The organism is Gemmatimonadaceae bacterium (assembly GCA_036003045.1).
In the GTDB taxonomy this organism is placed as follows: domain Bacteria; phylum Gemmatimonadota; class Gemmatimonadetes; order Gemmatimonadales; family Gemmatimonadaceae; genus JAQBQB01.
In genome coordinates, this window is record DASYSS010000042.1 from 74,751 (window position 1) to 92,311 (window position 17,561).

General features: G+C 67.3%; 15 protein-coding genes. 9 read left to right on the forward strand and 6 right to left on the reverse strand.

Annotated elements, in window-relative coordinates:
* Nucleotides 1-62: 62 nt before the first annotated feature.
* The 3 genes from VGQ44_10600 to VGQ44_10610 are packed head-to-tail and all read right to left on the reverse strand — an operon-like array spanning nucleotide 63 to nucleotide 3,555.
* Nucleotides 63-986 carry a serine hydrolase gene (locus VGQ44_10600; protein ID HEV8447264.1) on the reverse strand — a complete coding sequence of 308 codons (924 nt, stop codon included), beginning with the start codon at nucleotides 984-986 and terminating at the stop codon, nucleotides 63-65.
* Nucleotides 983-2,197: an aminotransferase class V-fold PLP-dependent enzyme gene (locus VGQ44_10605; GenBank protein ID HEV8447265.1), complete on the reverse strand. Its 1,215-nt coding sequence runs from the start codon at nucleotides 2,195-2,197 to the stop codon at nucleotides 983-985. The genes VGQ44_10600 and VGQ44_10605 overlap by 4 nt, the downstream gene beginning before the upstream one ends.
* A complete protein-coding gene (locus tag VGQ44_10610) occupies nucleotides 2,194-3,555 on the reverse strand; it encodes an amino acid permease (GenBank protein HEV8447266.1) in 1,362 nt (453 codons plus the stop codon). Before VGQ44_10610 ends, VGQ44_10605 begins: the two co-directional genes overlap by 4 nt.
* A 165-nt stretch (nucleotides 3,556-3,720) precedes the next feature.
* On the opposite strand from VGQ44_10610, the gene VGQ44_10615 reads away from it, so the two are divergent.
* Nucleotides 3,721-4,857, forward strand: coding sequence for a patatin-like phospholipase family protein (locus tag VGQ44_10615; GenBank protein HEV8447267.1), 1,137 nt, complete (start codon nucleotides 3,721-3,723; stop codon nucleotides 4,855-4,857).
* Here VGQ44_10615 and VGQ44_10620 read toward each other — a convergent pair.
* The 3 genes from VGQ44_10620 to VGQ44_10630 all read right to left on the reverse strand — a co-directional run bounded on the left by VGQ44_10620 (nucleotide 4,820) and on the right by VGQ44_10630 (nucleotide 7,068).
* Nucleotides 4,820-5,614: an RES family NAD+ phosphorylase gene (locus VGQ44_10620; protein ID HEV8447268.1), complete on the reverse strand. Its 795-nt coding sequence runs from the start codon at nucleotides 5,612-5,614 to the stop codon at nucleotides 4,820-4,822. The two genes, VGQ44_10615 and VGQ44_10620, sit on opposite strands and share 38 nt — an antisense overlap.
* A complete protein-coding gene (locus VGQ44_10625; GenBank protein ID HEV8447269.1) occupies nucleotides 5,574-5,984 on the reverse strand; it encodes an MbcA/ParS/Xre antitoxin family protein in 411 nt (136 codons plus the stop codon). The genes VGQ44_10620 and VGQ44_10625 overlap by 41 nt, the downstream gene beginning before the upstream one ends.
* Nucleotides 5,985-6,081: 97 nt before the next feature.
* Nucleotides 6,082-7,068: a M20/M25/M40 family metallo-hydrolase gene (locus tag VGQ44_10630; protein ID HEV8447270.1), complete on the reverse strand. Its 987-nt coding sequence runs from the start codon at nucleotides 7,066-7,068 to the stop codon at nucleotides 6,082-6,084.
* 168 nt (nucleotides 7,069-7,236) lie between these two features.
* On the opposite strand from VGQ44_10630, the gene VGQ44_10635 reads away from it, so the two are divergent.
* From VGQ44_10635 to VGQ44_10670, 8 genes are all read left to right on the forward strand, one after another.
* Nucleotides 7,237-10,287 carry a prolyl oligopeptidase family serine peptidase gene (locus VGQ44_10635; GenBank protein ID HEV8447271.1) on the forward strand — a complete coding sequence of 1,017 codons (3,051 nt, stop codon included), beginning with the start codon at nucleotides 7,237-7,239 and terminating at the stop codon, nucleotides 10,285-10,287.
* 162 nt (nucleotides 10,288-10,449) lie between these two features.
* Entirely contained in the window at nucleotides 10,450-11,076 is a 627-nt protein-coding gene (locus tag VGQ44_10640) for a TetR family transcriptional regulator (GenBank protein HEV8447272.1), read from the forward strand.
* The gene (locus VGQ44_10645) at nucleotides 11,073-12,404 is read left to right on the forward strand and encodes a TolC family protein (GenBank protein HEV8447273.1); all 1,332 of its coding nucleotides are present in this window, start codon (nucleotides 11,073-11,075) and stop codon (nucleotides 12,402-12,404) included. Before VGQ44_10640 ends, VGQ44_10645 begins: the two co-directional genes overlap by 4 nt.
* Complete coding sequence (locus tag VGQ44_10650; protein HEV8447274.1) at nucleotides 12,401-13,315, forward strand: HlyD family efflux transporter periplasmic adaptor subunit; 915 nt, start codon at nucleotides 12,401-12,403, stop codon at nucleotides 13,313-13,315. Before VGQ44_10645 ends, VGQ44_10650 begins: the two co-directional genes overlap by 4 nt.
* A complete protein-coding gene (locus tag VGQ44_10655; GenBank protein HEV8447275.1) occupies nucleotides 13,312-14,304 on the forward strand; it encodes an ABC transporter ATP-binding protein in 993 nt (330 codons plus the stop codon). Before VGQ44_10650 ends, VGQ44_10655 begins: the two co-directional genes overlap by 4 nt.
* Nucleotides 14,301-15,071 (forward strand): ABC transporter ATP-binding protein, encoded by a 771-nt coding sequence (locus tag VGQ44_10660; GenBank protein HEV8447276.1) that lies wholly within the window; start codon nucleotides 14,301-14,303, stop codon nucleotides 15,069-15,071. Before VGQ44_10655 ends, VGQ44_10660 begins: the two co-directional genes overlap by 4 nt.
* A complete protein-coding gene (locus VGQ44_10665) occupies nucleotides 15,068-16,171 on the forward strand; it encodes an ABC transporter permease (protein ID HEV8447277.1) in 1,104 nt (367 codons plus the stop codon). The genes VGQ44_10660 and VGQ44_10665 overlap by 4 nt, the downstream gene beginning before the upstream one ends.
* Nucleotides 16,168-17,358, forward strand: coding sequence for an ABC transporter permease (locus VGQ44_10670; protein ID HEV8447278.1), 1,191 nt, complete (start codon nucleotides 16,168-16,170; stop codon nucleotides 17,356-17,358). Before VGQ44_10665 ends, VGQ44_10670 begins: the two co-directional genes overlap by 4 nt.
* Nucleotides 17,359-17,561: the final 203 nt, after the last annotated feature.

The following is a 17,561-nucleotide window of genomic DNA, read 5'->3' on the forward strand; positions in this document are numbered from 1 at the left end:
CAATGGGCGGCGCGAACTCGACACCGGACATTTCGACCACCCTTGCCGCGCTCCCGCGCCGACTATTTCGCCGCCTGCGCTTTCGGCCACGCCGCGACGACCAACGCGCCGATTTTCCCCAGCGCCACCTGGCCTTCGTTGTCCACGACCCAGCGGATGTCGGCATTCTGTTTCGTGAATCCGCACGCGACCACCCGCGACTGAAGCCTGAACAGCGCGCACTCCGTTCGCACCGAATCAGTCGCGCCGGTTTTGTGCGGAACGCTCATCCCATCGATGGCGCGTTGCATCGAATCGCCGTCGGCGTTGTTGCGCAAAATCTCGAGCATCGCTGAATCCGCCGCGGGACTCACGGCCTTTCCGTCCGCGAGGAGCTCGAAGAGGTGGGCCATCTCGTTCGGTGTGCTCACGCCCAACCCGTACTTCACCGAGCTGTCCATCGCGACGCTGGTCAGACGGAGGAAGGTTTTCGAGTGCACCTTCGTGTGCGGCAAGCCGAGGGCTTCCATCTTCGTCCAGACGCGGCGGATCGCGATGCGGTCCAGGAGGAGATTCGTCGCGGTGTTGTCGCTCAACACGATCATCAACGACGCGGCGTCGTGCACGCTGAGCGACATCCCGGAGTGCATGAACTGCAGCACGCCGCTTCCCGGGACCTGGTCGATCTTCAACACCGTCAGCGGATCGTCGAGCGAGAGCTGCTTCTTCTCGGCCAGATCGTACAGCGTGACCAGGATTGGAACCTTGATCAGACTCGCCGTCGGGAAGGTCTCGTCGCCACGCAGCGAAAGCCGTTCGCCCGTGTCGATGTTCCAGACCGTGTAGCCGAGCACTCCGCGGTGCCCCGACGCGACGGCGTCGAGCGAGCGGTGAAGCCCGGCGGTGTCGGCGCGCGCGAATCGCGAGCGTTGGGATGGCGGCCCGTTTCGCGAAACGCCCGCGACGGACAAGGCGACGGCGGCAGCCACCACGACCGCACGAATCATGTGACGACACTCCTCTCGGCTTCGAAGGGTTTCCACGCACCGTCGCGCAGAACGTCGTCGATCATCGAGACGGCGCGCTCGAGCTCCGCGTCGGAGGTATAGAAATGCGGCGCGATGCGAATTCCGGCATTCGGTCGATAGTCCACGATCACGTCGTTCGCCAGAAGCGCTCGCGATACGCCGTACGAATGCGGCACGTCGAACGCGACCGTCCCTCCGCGGCGCGCCGAGTCGCGCGGCGCGGAGACCCGGTAGCCGCGCGCGTCGGCAAGCTCGATGAGACGCGACGTCTGGCGAACGCTCTTCGCGCGAATCGCGTCGATGCCGGCCCGCCGAACGATCCGCGGACCTTCGACGGCGGCGAACAACGCGGGAATCGGCGGCGTGCCGTTCAACCAGCGCCAGGCGCCCTCGGCGTAGCGCATGTCCGACTCGAATCCGAACGGACGCTCGTGCGCCTGCCAGCCGGTGAATGATGGCATGAGCGACCTGCTCGCCTCGGGCGACGCGTACAGAAACGCGCCCCCGGGACCGCCGCACAACCACTTCAACACGCCGCCGCTCAAAAAATCGACGCCCAGTGCGGTGACGTCTACCGGCATCACGCCGACGGAGTGAAACGCGTCGAGCGATACGCGAGCCCCCACCTCGCGCGCCCGGCGACAAATCGCCGCGACATCGAGGATGTACGCCGAGCGAAAGAGAACGTGCGAGATGGCGACGAGCGCGGTCCGTTCGTCGATCGCGGACAAGAGGCGATCCATGTCCACGCCGACTCCGTCGCCGGAAGGGACGACCACGACCCGCGCGCCGAGGCGTTTGGCGAGGCCGTCATATATGTAGCGCACGGACGGGAAATCGAGCTCGGTCATCACGATGGCGTCGCGCGGCGGCGCATACGTGAAGGCGCTCAGAACCGACGCTTGCGCGATCGTCACGTTCGGGAGCATGGCTACGCTGCCGGACGGCGCTCCGATGAGCGGAGCGATCTCGTCGCCGACGGACACCGGCATTTCCCACCAGCCGTCCGCCCATGCACGGACGCCGCGCTCGGCCCATTGGTCCACGTATTCGGCGAGTCGTTCGGGCACGGCGCGCGGCATCGCCCCGAGCGAATTGGAGACGAGGTACGTCGTGCGCTCGAGAATCGGAAACTCGGCGCGAAACTGGAGAAGCGCGTCTCGCACGTCCGTGCTGGTCGTGGCGCTCACGTGGCCGGCTCCGCAGTCGCGCGCGAGACACGCCGAGCGCGCGAGCTCCCGACGTAGATGATGGACGCGACGGCGGCGATCGCGGCGAGCGAGGTCCACTCCAGGCGGGTGAGGCTCGTCAGCAGCCAACCGATCGCGACGAGGGCCAGCACCGGTACCGCGCCGCCCAACGGCGCGCGGAACGCAACCTCCGCGGGTCGCGTCCCCGTCGATTCGAGCCGGCGAAGCACGAGCACCGCGACGCAGCACGCCGCGTAGACCGCGAGCGTCGCCACGTTCGCGATGACGGCGAGCTCCTCGAAGGTCCCCGTCGTCGAGAGGACAATGACGATCGCCGCCTGCGCCACAATGGCGATATACGGGGTGCTGAACCGCTCGTGCACGCGCGCGAGTGCGCTCGGCAGGTATCCGTCGCGGGCGAAGGCGAACAGCATGCGCGGAACCGCGAGCGACACACCGGCCACGTAGCCGAACATCGACACGACCATGCCGACGAGCACGAAGGTGCGCCCGGGCGCGCCCAACGCCACCCCGGCGGCGTCGGCGAGCGGCGCGGCTCGGCCGGCGAGCGTGCTACCGAGAACGCCCTGCGCGACGATTTGCACGGTCAGATAGATCACGGTGACGACGGCCATCGCGATGAAAATGGCGCGCGGAATCGTTCGCCGCGGATCGCGCACTTCGCCGCTGGGCGCGAGGGCGCTCTCGACGCCAAGAAAGGCGAAAATGAGAAGCGTCGATGCCCGCGCGACGTCGCGAACCGGAGGCGCCGCATGCCAGACGATGTTCGACGAAACCACGGCCGCCGAGCCGAACACGACGAGCGCGACGAGAGGCACCAGCTTTGCGACGGTGACCGCCGTGTTGAAGCGACTTGCCCCCCGCACTCCCACGACGTTGAGCGCCGCCAGCGCGGCGAGCACGATGATCAGCAACGGGATGCGGACGCCGGGCGCCGCGAGGACGGGCACGAGCGACCCGAGTGCATCGGCGAAAAAAGCCGCGACCGCCGCCGCCGCAACCGTAATAGCCGACCACAGCATGAATCCGGCGAAGAACCCGACGGCCGGGCCCAGCGACAAGTCGACGAACGCGTACACGCCGCCGGTGAGCGAGACGCGGCTCCCGGCTTCGGCAAAGCAGAGTACGATGAGCCCCATCGTGACGGCGCACACGAGATACGCGATCGGCGCAGCGGGTCCCAGAACGCCGGCGATCGGCGCGGGCAAGCGGAAGATGCCGCCGCCGATCGTGATGTTGACGATGCTCGCCGCCATCCCCCACGTCCCCAACGCGCGGACCAGCGATTGCTCGCCGCGCCCGCGGGTGCCTCGATCGGCGTCGTCGGAAGGAACCATCGTCGGCGTGGCGCGGGCGAAATGTCGATCGTCGAATGAGCGGGAACGCGGCGGCGCCGTCGCGAATTCAAGAATTCACCGGCCGACGCGTACAACACTAGATTCGCGTCGCGCGGTCCGCCACCGGTCGTTTCGCCGAACGGCGACGCCGCCGATATTCCACGTATGACCCGCACGCCCACGACTCCGAGCCCTGTTCCGACCCCCACCCCACGCGAGCGCCGCATCGCGCTCGTGCTCGGCGGCGGGGGGATGAAGGGATTCGCGCACATCGGCGTCATCCAGGCGCTCGAGGAGCGCGGCATCGTGCCGACGACGTACGCCGGCACGAGCATCGGCGCGATGATGGCCGCGGCTCGCGTCGCGGGCATGTCGGCGGCCGAGCTCGTGGACCGCGCCCAATCGCTGCGGCGGCGCGACCTGTTCCGAATCAATCATTTCGGAATGCTGATGGAGCGAATGCGGTCCCCGTCGATCTACCTCGAGGAGCCGCTCCGCGATCTGACACATGCCGTCGTGCCGGAGGGGACGTTCGCCAACCTCCCCGGCCGGCTGCTCGTGAACACCGTGGACATCGAGCGCGGCATGCAGGTGATCTGGGGGCTCAAGGGCCTGCAGAACGTCTCCGTCCGCGACGCGGTGTATGCGTCGTGCGCGCTGCCCGGCTACTTCCCGCCGGGCCGCGTCGGCGACCGCCTCTGCGTGGACGGCGGCGTGGTGGACAACCTCCCGGTGCTGATCGCGGCGGCCGACGCCGATCTCGTCATCGCGGTGGACGTCGGCAGCAGCGACTTGCGGCCCATCCAGAACGCTCTGTCGCTCGGCTTCGCGAACATCTATTTGCGCGCCGCGGCGACGATGATGCACGCGCTTCAACAATACCCACTGACGCATTGGAGCGGCCCGCCGATGGTCCTCGTGCGCCCGCGCGTCGGCGAAGACTGGCTCAGCTTCGCGAACATCGCCGCCACGATCGACGAAGGACACCGCGCCGCGCTCAAGGCCCTGGAAGACATCGACGCGTTCTACGACCAGCCCGGCGGCGTCTATCCGCGGCGGCTGTTCGAGATCGAAGTGAACCGCGACGGGTGCATCGGGTGCGGCCTGTGCGTCGCGCTCGCGCCCAGCGCGATGGCGCTCGACGGCGAAGGCAAGGCGTACGCCCTGGCACACACGGCCAATTGGTCGCCGGCCGACGGCGAGTTCGTGCGCTTCTGCCCCACCAACGCCATCATCGCGCGAAAGATCGAGCGAATTCTGCCGCCTAAGGCTGAGCCGGAGGGCGAGCGGGGAGCCGCTTGATCTCGAAAACGGACGCGATCGACGCGCCGTCCCACACATAGCGCAGGTGCTTCCGCTCGCGGCAGTGTGAGAGCACCCGCGGGCGAAATGCTCCGACGCACCGTCCGCCCTCGAGTCGCACCGAGTCGTAGACGACGCCGTTCGACCCACCCGCCCGCAGCACGCCGCCGAGCAACTGTGAGGCGGAGTAGTCGGTGAGGCGGTAAACGTCGGGCAGGATCGCCCGCATGCCACGCAGGTCGTGCAGCGGCGCCCTCACGCCCACGCTCAGCACACGCATGTCGAGCTCGCACGGCGCTTCGCGCGTCGCCAACATGAACCGTTCACGGTGATACCGCGTCTCGGCGATCGCCACCGCCTCGCGCTGAGCCGCGTAGAAGACGCCGAACGTGCCGTCGCTGAACCGGCTGCCGTCGGGCGAGAGATGCGTGAACGCCGCCATGATGTAGGTCGCACCCGGGCCGACGACGCGTTCGCTCGCGTTCAACCCCGCCGCCGGACCGGCGGAGGGGCGCAGGCGCGGATTGAATGCGTCCTCGATCGCGTGCACGGCGTCACGATCCGCCGGCGCAGCAACCCGTTTGAACAGGTCGGCCGGCGGGAAGACGCTCGGGATGATCCGAACGGCGCTCTTCCAGTGAATTCGCCGAACCGGAATCGGACGGTCGGCCGACGGCGCGAGCGGCACGACCTTCGTGTCGCGGCGCGCCGGCCGCTCAGACAAAGTCGCCGCCCCGCTCTGCGTCGAGATACGCACGCACGAGAAAGAGCCCGGCCACGCCACGGGTCATGAGCTCGAGCGCCGGCCGTCCCCCGAAGAGCGGCGCGTCGTTCGGCCGATGAATCCAGGTCGCCGCCGCGGCGTGGGGCAACAGAATCTGAAGACTCTTGTAGATCCCGAAGACGTGCGAGAGCCGCTCGAGCGTATCGGGTGGCAAGGAAGCCGGCGACGCCTTCTTCCAGCGAAAGAACGTCGTCCGCGACGGCAACCCGAGCAGCGCCATCTGCTGCGCGGTGTCGAGATCCCACTCGGCGGCGATGCGAAAAAAGGTCGCCAGACCGGCCCGCGACACGCGCGCAGGGCTGGGCGAGCTCGATGCGGTCGGGTATGGGGCGCGCAAGGCCATCCTAGTACCAAAAGGCGTTACAAGCAGAATATAGTACCAAACGGTATTAGGGCCAAGTCGGCCGGCCGGGGCGGACCCCTCCGCGCCCCTCGCCGGATCAGACCGACGCCTCGAGCGACGCGATCGCGATCCGCTCGTACGCCCCCACCGCCGCCTCGAGCTCGTCGAGCGACACGCACTCGTCGTCGCGGTGAGCGACGTGGATTGAGCCCGGACCAAACAAGTACGGCGTTCCCCAATTCGTCAGCGCCGGAATGTCGGTGGCGAACGCCGCCACCGACGTCGGAAAGCCATCCACCACCCCGAGCCGGATCGGCGGAACGACAGGCCCCCACTCGAGGTCGGCTCGGCCTCCGGCCCACTGCTCGATGATCGACTTCACGTCTTCGGGCGGCGTGACGAGCCGAATCATGAGTCTGGCCTCGGCGGCCGGCGCCACGACGTTGTCCGCGACGCCGCCGCTCAGAACACCGATGTTCACCGTGGTCGGGCCGAACAGCTCGTCCGTCGGGAACTCGATGGCGTCGACCTCGGCCAACAACCGAACGAGGTCACGTGTGGCAGAGTGACCGAGGTGCGGATACGCGGAGTGCGCGGCGTGCCCGCGCGTTCGAACCGTGACGCGAATCGCGCCCTTGGTTCCGACGGCGAGCGTGCTTTCGGTCGGCTCACCGTTGACGAGTACGCGGTTGGTTGGCGGCACCAGACCGGACACGATCGCCTGATTGGCGGCGTGCGCGCCGTCGTGCGTCACCTCTTCGCCCACGACGAACAGCAGCGCCACCGGAACGCCGGTCTCACGCAGTCGTTCGGCGGCGCAAATCATCGATGAGGCAATCCCTTTTGCGTCGCACGCGCCCCGGCCGTACAGCTTTCCGCCCTGCCGGCGCGGCGGGATGTACGGCGGCACCGTGTCGAGATGCGTGGTCAGTGTGACGAGCGGGCTCTCGACCTCGGTCGCGAAGACGTCGTACCGACCGGGCGAGACCGGAATGCGCCGGGTCCGCCATCCACCATCGGCGAGGTACTTGTCGAGCCAAGACACGACCTCGGCTTCACAGCCGCTGGTCGAGTCGATTGACATGAGGCTCGTTGTCAACTGAATTGGATCACTTCGCGTAGTCATCTCGGCAAGATCGAACGGCCTTCCCGCACGCGCAACGCTCAGGAGAACAGCATGCGCCCCCGCCCCCGCCCCCGCCCCCGCCCCAACCCACACGCTGCCCCGCGGCCTATACCCATTCTTTTTCCCGTGCGTTTCCATTCCCGCATCGCGCTGCGATTGGGATGGAGCGCGGCCTTGCTGGCGCTCGCGTCGCCCATCGCGGCGCAACGCGCGCAGGCGACCGTGCAGCAGACCGGTGCACCCGCAGCGGCGGCGCGAAACGACGACAAGCGTGCGATGACCGTCGCCGACTACGCCAAGTGGCGCTCGATTCGCGACGTCGCCGTCTCGGACGACGGAAACTGGGCATCGTACGGGTATCAACAGCGCCGCGTCGACGACACCCTGTACCTCGAGAGTCTCTCGGCGCACGCTGAGTCGAAGATTGCCCGCGCGTCGCGACCGCAATTCTCCGACGACTCGAGGTGGGTCGCGTATTTCGTGGCGCCGGCTGGGCGCGCCAACGCGTCCGAGACCGAGACGCCGGCGAACGGACCGTCGCGGCTGGAGCTCAGGAACCTCGCCACCGGCGCGGTCGAATCGTGGGACAACGTCGCGTCTTTCGCGTTCTCGAAAGGTTCGGTCGCGCTGATGGTTCGCAAAGCCCGTCCCGGCGCTCCGCCCGACGCCGCGGCCGCCGGCGGCCGTGGCGGAGCCGGCGCGGCCGGTGGCGGTCGTGGACGCGGCGGCGCTGTGCCCGCGCGCGTCGACGGCACGGATCTCATTCTGCACCACCTGCGAGACGGAGGCGATGAGCTGATCGGCGGCGTCTCGTCGGCCGAGTTCAACAAGCCGGGGACGATGCTCGCGTACACCGTCTCCGGGACCGATCGCGACGGCAACGGCTTGTTCATCGTGTCGACGTCCAACTGGCAGCGTCGTTCGCTCGACAACTCGCGTGCCGACTACACGCGGCTCACCTGGGACGACTCAGGCACGTCGGTGGCGGCGCTCCGCGGCACCGATCGCCGCGGATTCACCGAAAAGGAGAACGCGGTCGTCGCGTTCGCGTCGCTCGAGAGCGCCGAGCCGGCGTCGTTCGTGCTGGATCGGAAGGCGCTTTCCGGCTTGGCCGACAACATGGTGATCAGCGAGAAGGGGACGCTCCAGTGGAGTCCCGACCACTCGCGAATCTTCGTCGGCCTCAAGGAGCAGGAAGCCTCACCGCCTCGCCGCGATTCGACGGCGGCCGTGGAGCCGATCGGCAACGTCGACGTCTGGCACTGGAAGGATCCGTACATCCAACCCGTGCAGATGGTGCGCGCGCAGCAGGACCGCAACCGGACCTTCACCGCGGCGGTGCTGCTCGCGCAGAAGAAAGTCGTTCCGCTTGCCGATGCGCGGATGGATCGCGTGCAGATCACGCGCGACGGCGCGTGGGCGATCGGACAGGACGACAAGGAGTATGTGGATGATTGGAAGCCGCAGCTTTCCGACTTCTATCGCGTGAACACGACGAGCGGCGAGCGCACCTCCGTGCTCAAGGGACAGGAGCGCTCACTCGGGTTGTCGCCCGACGGGAAGTATTTCCTGTACTGGAAGGACAAGCAGATCTGGTCGTACGACATCGCCGCGAACAAGCACGTCGCGATCACGCAGTCGGCGCCGGTGAGCTTCGTCAACGCCGAAGAGGATCACGTCGGTGAGAAGCCGTCGTACGGCATCAGCGGTTTCACGAAAGACGGCAAGTCGGTGGTACTCGACCACAAGTACGATCTCTGGCTCGTCTCGCTCGACGGAAGCGGCGCGGCGCGCAACCTCACGAACGGCGTCGGGGCGAAGAGCGATGTTCGCTTCCGCTACGTTCGCCTCGAGCCCGACGACAACGCGCCGGCGGCGGGTGGCGGCGGGTTCGGGGGGGGCGGCGGCGGGCGCGGCGGCGGCGGCGGCGGAACGATCGATCTCTCGAAGCCGGTGCTCCTCTCCGCGTTCAACGAGGACGACAAGAAGGCGGGCTACTATCGCCTCGAGGGCGACCAGCTCACGAAGCTCGTGTACGAGGACCGCAGCTTCGGGCGGCCGGTCAAGGCGAAGAATGCCGACCGCGTTCTGTTCACGCGCGAGACGTTCGTCGAATTTCCCGACTACTGGGTGACGAACAGCAAGTTCGAAGACCCGAAGCGGCTCACCGACGCGAACCCCCAGCAGTCGGAATTCAAGTGGGGCCACCGCATCCTGATCGACTACAAGGACAAGGACGGCCACAAGCTGCAGGGCACGCTCGCGGTTCCTGACGACTACAAGCCGGGCCAGAAGCTGCCGATGCTCGTGTACTTCTACGAAAAACTGTCGGACCAGCAGAACCATTACGAGGTGCCGCGCTACGCGTCGGCGCCGCAGTACGCGGACTACGTGAGCAACGGATACCTCGTCCTGCTCCCGGACATTTATTTCCACACCGGGCGCTCGCACACCGACATGCTGAACTCGGTGGAGGCGGCGGTGAAGCGCGCCGAGGACCTCGGGTACGCCGATCCGAAGCGCGTCGGTCTCCACGGCGGCAGCTACAGCGGTCAGGGCGGCGCGTACATCTCGACGCAGTCGAAGATGTTCGCGGCAATCGCGATCCGCGCCGCGGCGGTGGACCTCGTCGCCGACTTCAACCAGCTGTGGAAGACGACGGGCACCAACCAGCACCGCTACGACACGTACGGCCAGGGACGTTTCGGCGCGAACCCGTACGACAATCTTTCGCTGTTCATGGATCAGTCGGCGGTCTTCCACGCGCCGTCGATGAACACGCCGCTCCTGATCTTCCAGGGCACGAACGACGGCTCGACCGAATGGCTCCAAGGCGTCGAGTTCTACAACGCGCTTCGCTTCCTCAAGAAGCCGGTGATCTTCCTGTCGTACGAGGGCGAGGGCCACGGCTTCACCCGCTACGACAACCAGTACGACGTCGAAGTGCGGATGCACCAGTTCTACGACCACTACCTCAAGGGAACGCCGGAAGCCGAGTGGATCGCGAACGGCATTCCGTTCATCAAAAAGAAGGCGCCGACCGGCGCGGCCGCGCAGCCGGTGCAGTTGATGGGTGGCGGCGCGGGAATCGGCACGCCGACGCCGGGCAGTGGTGGTGGCGGCGCCGGCGGTGGTGCCGGCGGCGGACAGCCTCCGGCGGGACCGCCGAACCCGTAACGTCCTCTCGCATCGTTCGAGGACGGGCGCCGAAAGGCGCCCGTCCTTTTTTTTCGCCTTGCGCCATTCGGCGCTCGCACATACGTTGTTAACCGTATGGTTAAACCATCCAGTCTAACCCGGCGGAAAACAAGAACCGCGCCGAAGCCGGCCGCGCCGCCGGTGCGCGACCGCGACACCGAACAGCGGATCCTCGACGCGGCCCACGCCGTCTTCGTCCGACGCGGCACTCACGGCGCGCGCATGCAGGAGATCGCCGAGGAGGCCGGCGTCAACAAAGCCCTCCTCCACTACTATTTCCGCAGCAAGGCGCGCCTGTCCGAGGCGATCTTCCGACGCGTCGCGTCCGGACTCTTCGGGCGCGTCGGCGCGATCCTCGGCGGCCCCACCGCGCTCGACGAGAAAGTGCGACAGGTGGTCGCGCTCTACCTCGACCAGCTCTCCGCCACGCCGTACGCGCCCGGCTACGTCATCAGCGAGATCAACCAGCACCCCGAGCGCGCCAAGCAACTTCTCGAGGCCATCGCCCAACTCCGCGCGCAGGCAATCGGCGAGCACTTTCTCGGCACGCTCGACCGACAGTTGAAGGAGGCCGCGCGCGCGGGGCGCATCCGGCCGATCTCGCTCGACCAGTTCCTGGCGAACCTCGCGTCGCTCTGCGTCTTTCCCTTCGTCGCCCGACCGATGCTCGCCACCGTCCTCCAGCTCGACGATCGCGGCTTCGAGCGGTTCATCCGCGAGCGCAAGGCGACGCTCCCCGACTTCATCCTCAACGCACTTCGACCATGACGACTCTTCGTTCATCGGTCGCGCTTGCATCGCTGGCCACGCTGTCGCTCGTCGCGACCGGCCGCGCGCAGCAATCCTCCTGGGCCGGCCCGCGCGACTCGGTCCGCCTGTCTGCGCTGCTGCAACAGGCGACGGCCACCGATCCACGCCAGCGGCAGTTTCAGCTCTCCGCGGCGGCGAGCGCCCTTCGCCTCGAGAATATCGACGCCGACAAGAAGCCCGCGCTCGAGCTGTCGGGACAAGCGCAGTACCAGTCGGCGGTCACGACGATTCCGGTGCGGATCCCGAACATCACGATCCCCGCGCCGCCGTACGACACGTACGACGCGCACTTGAACGCGCAGCAGCCGCTCGTCACACCGACCGTCGCGCCGCGCCGCGCCGCCGAGCGCGCGCAGTTGGCGGAGACGCAGGCCGAGCTGCGCGTGGCGCTGTTCAGCGTGCGACAGGACGTGAACGACGCGTTCTTCAGCGCGCTGTTGTCGCAGGAGCGCGGCGCGCAAACGACTCTCGCCATCGCGGACCTCGACGCCCGCCTGCGCGAGACGGCGATCCGCTTGCGAGACGGCGCTGCCCTTCCCGGAGACACCGCCGCCATCGCCGCGACGATCCTCCAGCGCCGTCAAGACCTCGCCCAGTCACGCGCCGATCGGACGGCCGCGCTCTCGCGGCTCGCCGAGCTCGTACACGCCCCGATCAGTGATTCCGTGACGCTGGCGCTGCCGGACCTGGCCGCCGCGGTCGCACGCGCTCAAGCGACACCGCCGGCTGACACTCGCTCGCGGCCGGAGTTCGCGCAATTCGAGGCGACCCGCGCCCATCTCGCGGCACAGGAAGCGGTCGAATCCGCGCAGGATCGCCCGAAGATCTCGGCGTTCGGGCGCGTCGGGTATGGGCGTCCCGGCCTGAATCAGTTGGCCTCCGGTTTTCAGCCGTACGCACTCGGTGGGCTGCAGTTCGAGTGGAAGCCTTGGACGTGGGGCACCACGACGCGCGAGCGACAGGTACTGGAACTTCAGCGCCAGATCACGACGACGAACGAGCGTGCGTTCGCGGACCAGATCGGTCGCAGCGTCCAGCCCTTTCTCGCCACGATGACTCGGCTCGATACCGCGATCGCGCTCGACGACCGCATCGTCGCGTTGCGCACAGAGATCGAGCGCGAAACCGCGGCAAAGCTGCGCGAGGGTGTCGTCACGACCTCCGAGTACGTGGATCGCAACGCCGATGTGCTCGCCGCGCGACTCGCGAGCGCGCAGCACCGCGTCGAGTTGGCGCAGGCGCGGGCCGGCTACCTGAACATGTTGGGCCTGGAGATTCCGCAATGACACGCAATCGTCGATTGCTCGCGCGGGCGTTCGCGGCGGGTAGCGCCTTCGTCGTCGCTGGCTGCAACAAGGAGCCCGGGCCGGATGCGTTCGGGAATGTAGAGGCAACCGAGGTCGTGGTCGGCGCGCAGACCGCTGGCCAGCTCAAAGCGTTCGAGCCGCTCGAGGGGCAGCACGTCGCCGCGGGGGATGTCGTCGCGGTCGTGGACACGAGCGCGCTCGTGCTCCAGCTGCGAGAGGCGTCCTCGCAGCGCGCGACGAGCGGCGCGCGCGTGACCGAAACCGCGCGCCAGCTCGGAGTTCTCGAGTCGCAGCGCGACATCGCCGAGCGCAACTACGAACGGACGAAACGGCTCGTCGCCCAGCAGGCGGCGACCTCGCAGCAATTGGATCAGGCGGAGCGCGACTACAAGACGCTCCTCGCGCAGATCGAAGCCGGACACGCGCAGGTGCGAACGGCGTCTGAGGACGTCGCGTCGAACGACGCGCGCGCCGCGCAGATCCGCGACCAGATCCGCCGAAGCCGCGTCTCGAACCCGCTCCGCGGAACGGTCCTCACCACCTACACCAAGCGCGGCGAATTCGTGCAGGTCGGCCAACCGCTCTACAAGATCGCCAACCTCGACACGGTCGAGCTCCGCGCCTACGTCACGCAGCCGCAACTCGCGCAGCTGAAGCTGGGAAAGAGCGCCGAGGTCACGTTCGACTCAGCCGACACGCACCAAACGCTGCCCGGTGTAGTGTCGTGGATCAGCTCGCAGGCGGAGTTCACCCCCACGCCTATACAAACGCGCGACGAGCGCACGAATCTCGTCTACGCCATCAAGCTGCGCGTGCCGAATCCGAACGGCGTGCTCAAGATCGGCATGCCGGTCGACGTTCGCTTCACCGCGGTCACGGCGTCGCGATGACGACCGCGGTGGGGGGAGCCGATTCGCGCGACGCGGTCGTCGTCGAGCGGGTCGGCAAGCGGTACGACACCAACGTCGCGCTCGACGACGTGTCGGTCCGCGTGGGCGCCGGAGAGGTGTTCGGCTTCATCGGCCCCGATGGCGCCGGGAAGACGACGCTCTTTCGCATTCTCACGACGCTCATCCTCCCGGACTCGGGCAGCGCTCGCGTGCTCGGAGCAGACGTCGTGAGAGATCTGTGGACGTTGCGGCGGCAGATCGGCTACATGCCGGGCCGCTTCTCGCTCTACCCCGACCTCAGCGTCGAAGAAAACCTGCGCTTTTTCGCATCCGTCTTCGGGACGACGGTGGAGCGCGAGTACGAGCAGATCGCCCCGATCTATGTCCAGCTCGAGCCCTTTCGAACGCGCCGCGCGTCGGCACTGTCGGGCGGCATGAAGCAGAAGCTCGCCCTGTGCTGCGCGCTCGTGCATCGCCCCAAAATTCTCTTTCTCGACGAGCCGACGACCGGCGTCGACGCGGTGTCGCGGCGCGAATTCTGGGAGCTGCTCGCCAAGTTCCGCGCGGGCGGGCTGACGATCCTCGTTTCGACGCCGTACATGGACGAAGCGGACCGTTGCGACCGTGTCGCGCTCATGCAACGCGGGCACGTCCTCGCCATCGACGCGCCAAAGGCGATCACGGCGTCGTACGGGCGTCCCCTGTTCGCGGTTCGCGCCGCGAACCGGTACGCCGCGATTCGCGCGCTGCGCGCCTATCGAAACACCGCGTCGGTCTATCCGTTCGGCGAGACGCTGCATTTCGTCGACGCGCGCCCGAACGCCGCGCCCGATCGCATCACCGCCGACGCGGCCGATGCGTTGCGCGCCGCGGGAATCACCGACGCGAGCATCTCGCCCGCGCAGCCGACGATCGAGGACGTGTTCATGGCTCGCATGGGCGCGCCGGAAGGAGAAGAGTCGGCCGAACCCCGAGGCAACGCGGCATGAACGGCGCGGGTGACGCGATTCGCGCGCGCGAGCTGACGCGCACTTTCGGCACGTTCACGGCCGTCGATCACATCACGTTCGACGTGAAGCCCGGCGAAGTGTTCGGGTTCCTCGGCGCCAACGGCGCCGGCAAGACGACCGCGATCCGCATGCTCACCGGCCTCCTCGCCCCGACGGGGGGCGAGGCCAGCGTGGCCGGACACGACGTCGCGACCGACAGCGAGGCGATCAAGCAGGAAATCGGCTACATGAGCCAGCGCTTCTCGCTGTACGACGACCTCACGGTTCGCGAGAACATCCGCCTGTACGGCGGCATCTACGATCTTCCGCCGTCGGAACTCAAGGAACGTACGCGACGCATCCTCGACCGCCTCGGGCTGGCGCGCGCCGAACGCGAGCTCGTTCGGTCGATCCCGCTCGGGTGGAAGCAGAAGCTCGCGCTGTCGGTCGCCCTGCTGCACGAACCCAAGGTCGTCTTTCTCGACGAGCCGACGAGCGGCGTGGATCCGGTGACGCGCCGCCAATTCTGGGAGCTGATCTACGAGGCCGCGCACGCGGGCACGACGGTCCTCGTCACGACGCACTACATGGACGAAGCCGAGTATTGCGACCGCATCTCGATCATGGTGTCGGGGCGGATCGAGGCGATGGGCGCTCCGGCCGATCTCAAGCAACAGGCCGGCGTGTCGTCGATCGACGAATTGTTCGTGCGTCTCGCGCGGCCAAGCGCCGAGTCGTCGAGAGCGGGCGGAGGGGCCGCCTCGTGAAAGCGCTGTGGGGTCTGCTCCGGAAGGAGACCTACCACATCCTGCGCGACCGGCGCACGCTCGCCGTGCTGATCTTCATGCCGATCGTGCAGGTGATTCTCTTCGGCTTCTCGATTCGGACCGACGTACGCGACGTTCGACTCGCGATCGTCGATCCGTCACCCGACGCGGCAACCCTCGAGCTCCGCGACCGGTTCAACGCGAGCGGCGTGTTTCGGACGGTCGCGGTCGTGTCCCGCGCGTCCGACCTCGACGCTCTGTTCAAGAACGACACCGTCCAGGTTTCCGTGGAGTTCGAGCCCGAGTTCGGCCGGCGCCTCGCGTCGGGGCAACCGGCGCAACTCCTCGTCACGACCGACGCGACCGAGCCGAACTCGGGCACGTCGCGGCAGTTCTACGTGAATGCCGTCATTCAGGGATACGAAGCCGAACAGCCGCAGCCGGCGGGCACAGTCCGCATCGTGCCGCAGGCGCGCTCGCGATTCAACCCGACGCGCGAAAGCACGAATCTCTTCGTCCCGGGGCTGATGGCGATGGTGTTGATGATCATCGCCGCGCTGATGACCGCGCTCTCGCTCACGCGGGAAAAGGAAACGGGGACGATGGAAGCGCTGCTCGTATCGCCGCTGCGTCCGTGGCAGATCATCGTCGGCAAGGTCGCGCCGTATCTCGGCATCGGCTTCGTGAGCGTGCTGACGGTGCTGCTCGTCGCGCGCGTCGTCTTCCACGTGCCCATGCAAGGCAGCCTGGTGCTGCTCCTCGCCGAGGGGACGCTGTTCATTCTGGTCGCGCTCTCGCTCGGCATCCTCGTCTCGGCGCGTACGTCGTCGCAGCGCGTGGCGCTGCTCGGCGCGCTCGTGGGCACCATGCTGCCGACGCAGATGCTCTCGGGGTTCGTGTTTCCGATCGAGAGCATGCCGACGGTGTTGCAGTGGGTGACGTTCATCGTGCCCGCTCGCTGGTTCGTCACGATCGCGCGCGGGATCATGCTCAAGGGCGTCGGCATCACCTATCTGTGGCGCGAAACGCTGGTGCTCGTCGCGATGACGCTCGTGCTGCTCGTCGCCAGCGCGCGGTCGTTCAAGGTGCGCCTCCAATGAGCGTGGCGCGGCGGCGGGGGTCCCCATTCCTACGGCGCGTGCTCGTGCTGGCTCACGCCGAGGTTCTGCACGTGACGCGCGACAAGGCGTCGCTCGTGCAGATCATCGTCATGCCGCTCATCCAGCTGCTCCTACTCTCGAACGTCGCGACGTTCGAGATCAAGCGATCGCCGGCGTACATCGTCGACTTCGACCATTCGAGCACGTCGCGCGGCGTCGTGAGCCGGCTGGGGTCGTCGGGATTCTTCAACATCGTCGGCCAATCGGGCTCGCCGGATTCGGCGAACGACGCGATGCTCGGCGGCCGCGCGACGCTCGTCGTGACGATCCCGAACGACTTCGAGAGATCGCTGGTGCGAACCGGCGCGGCGCCGATCGGACTCGACGTGAACGCCGAAAAGGGGTCGGCCGCCGGAATCGTGCAGTCGTACGCGCTTCAGATCCTGACCGACTATTCGCGCGAGTTGTCGGCGCAGATCCACCCGAACGTGCGCACGATTGCGACGGGCCCGCCGGAGGAACAGCCGCCGAAGCCGGGCGTTCCCCGCATCGAGACGCGGATTCAATCGCTCTACAACCCAACGCTCAACTACAAGCACTACATGGTGCCGGGGATCCTCGTCGCCCTCGTCACGATGATCGGAACGCTGCTCACCGCGCAGAACATCGCGCGCGAGCGCGAGATGGGAACGCTCGAGCAGCTCAACGTCACGCCGATCACGCGAGCCGAATTCATCACCGCGAAGCTGCTTCCCTTCTGGGTGCTCGCGCTGATCGACATGGCGCTCGGCTTGATCGTCGGCCATTTGGTGTTCGGCGTGCCGATTCGCGGCAATCCGGCGCTGTTGCTGGGCGCGGCCGGCGTCTATTTGGTCGTCGCGCTCGCCATCGGGCTCTTGATCTCGACCGGCGTCGAAACGCAGCAGCAGGCGATGTTCGTCTCGTTCTTCATTCTGATGATCTACCTGTTGATGAGCGGTTTGCTGACGCCCATCGACAGTATGCCGCACTGGGTGCAAGTGGCGTCGATGCTCAATCCGGTGCGCCACTTCGTGTCGATCTCGCGGGCGGTGCTCGTGAAAGGCGCGGGTTTCATGGACATCGCACCGGCCCTCGGAATCTTGGCGGTCTATGGCGCGGCGGTATTGGCATTGGCGATCCGGTTGTACCACAAGCGGACCGCCTAGCCCGCAGTCGGTCGGCGTTGCGCCGGTCGGCGAGCTGCGATTGGCGCACGAGGAACATTCAACGCAGATGACGCGGATATTGAAAGGCGATCCCGCAGACGAACGGCGAACGGCGTAGGTCAAAGCCTCTGTCGTTCATCTGCGTCATTGCTGTTCGCGTCTGCGTCGTCTGCGTCGAGTTTTCCTGCCCGGCCGGGACGCCG

Bases quoted from the DNA above. Each gene is read 5' to 3' on its own strand.
- VGQ44_10600 (HEV8447264.1), bottom strand. From the start codon at position 986: ATGATTCGTGCGGTCGTGGTGGCTGCCGCCGTCGCCTTGTCCGTCGCG.
- VGQ44_10610 (HEV8447266.1), bottom strand. From the start codon at position 3,555: ATGGTTCCTTCCGACGACGCCGATCGAGGCACCCGCGGGCGCGGCGAG.
- VGQ44_10615 (HEV8447267.1), top strand. From the start codon at position 3,721: ATGACCCGCACGCCCACGACTCCGAGCCCTGTTCCGACCCCCACCCCA.
- VGQ44_10625 (HEV8447269.1), bottom strand. From the start codon at position 5,984: ATGGCCTTGCGCGCCCCATACCCGACCGCATCGAGCTCGCCCAGCCCT.
- VGQ44_10630 (HEV8447270.1), bottom strand. From the start codon at position 7,068: ATGTCAATCGACTCGACCAGCGGCTGTGAAGCCGAGGTCGTGTCTTGG.
- VGQ44_10645 (HEV8447273.1), top strand. From the start codon at position 11,073: ATGACGACTCTTCGTTCATCGGTCGCGCTTGCATCGCTGGCCACGCTG.
- VGQ44_10650 (HEV8447274.1), top strand. From the start codon at position 12,401: ATGACACGCAATCGTCGATTGCTCGCGCGGGCGTTCGCGGCGGGTAGC.
- VGQ44_10655 (HEV8447275.1), top strand. From the start codon at position 13,312: ATGACGACCGCGGTGGGGGGAGCCGATTCGCGCGACGCGGTCGTCGTC.
- VGQ44_10660 (HEV8447276.1), top strand. From the start codon at position 14,301: ATGAACGGCGCGGGTGACGCGATTCGCGCGCGCGAGCTGACGCGCACT.
- VGQ44_10670 (HEV8447278.1), top strand. From the start codon at position 16,168: ATGAGCGTGGCGCGGCGGCGGGGGTCCCCATTCCTACGGCGCGTGCTC.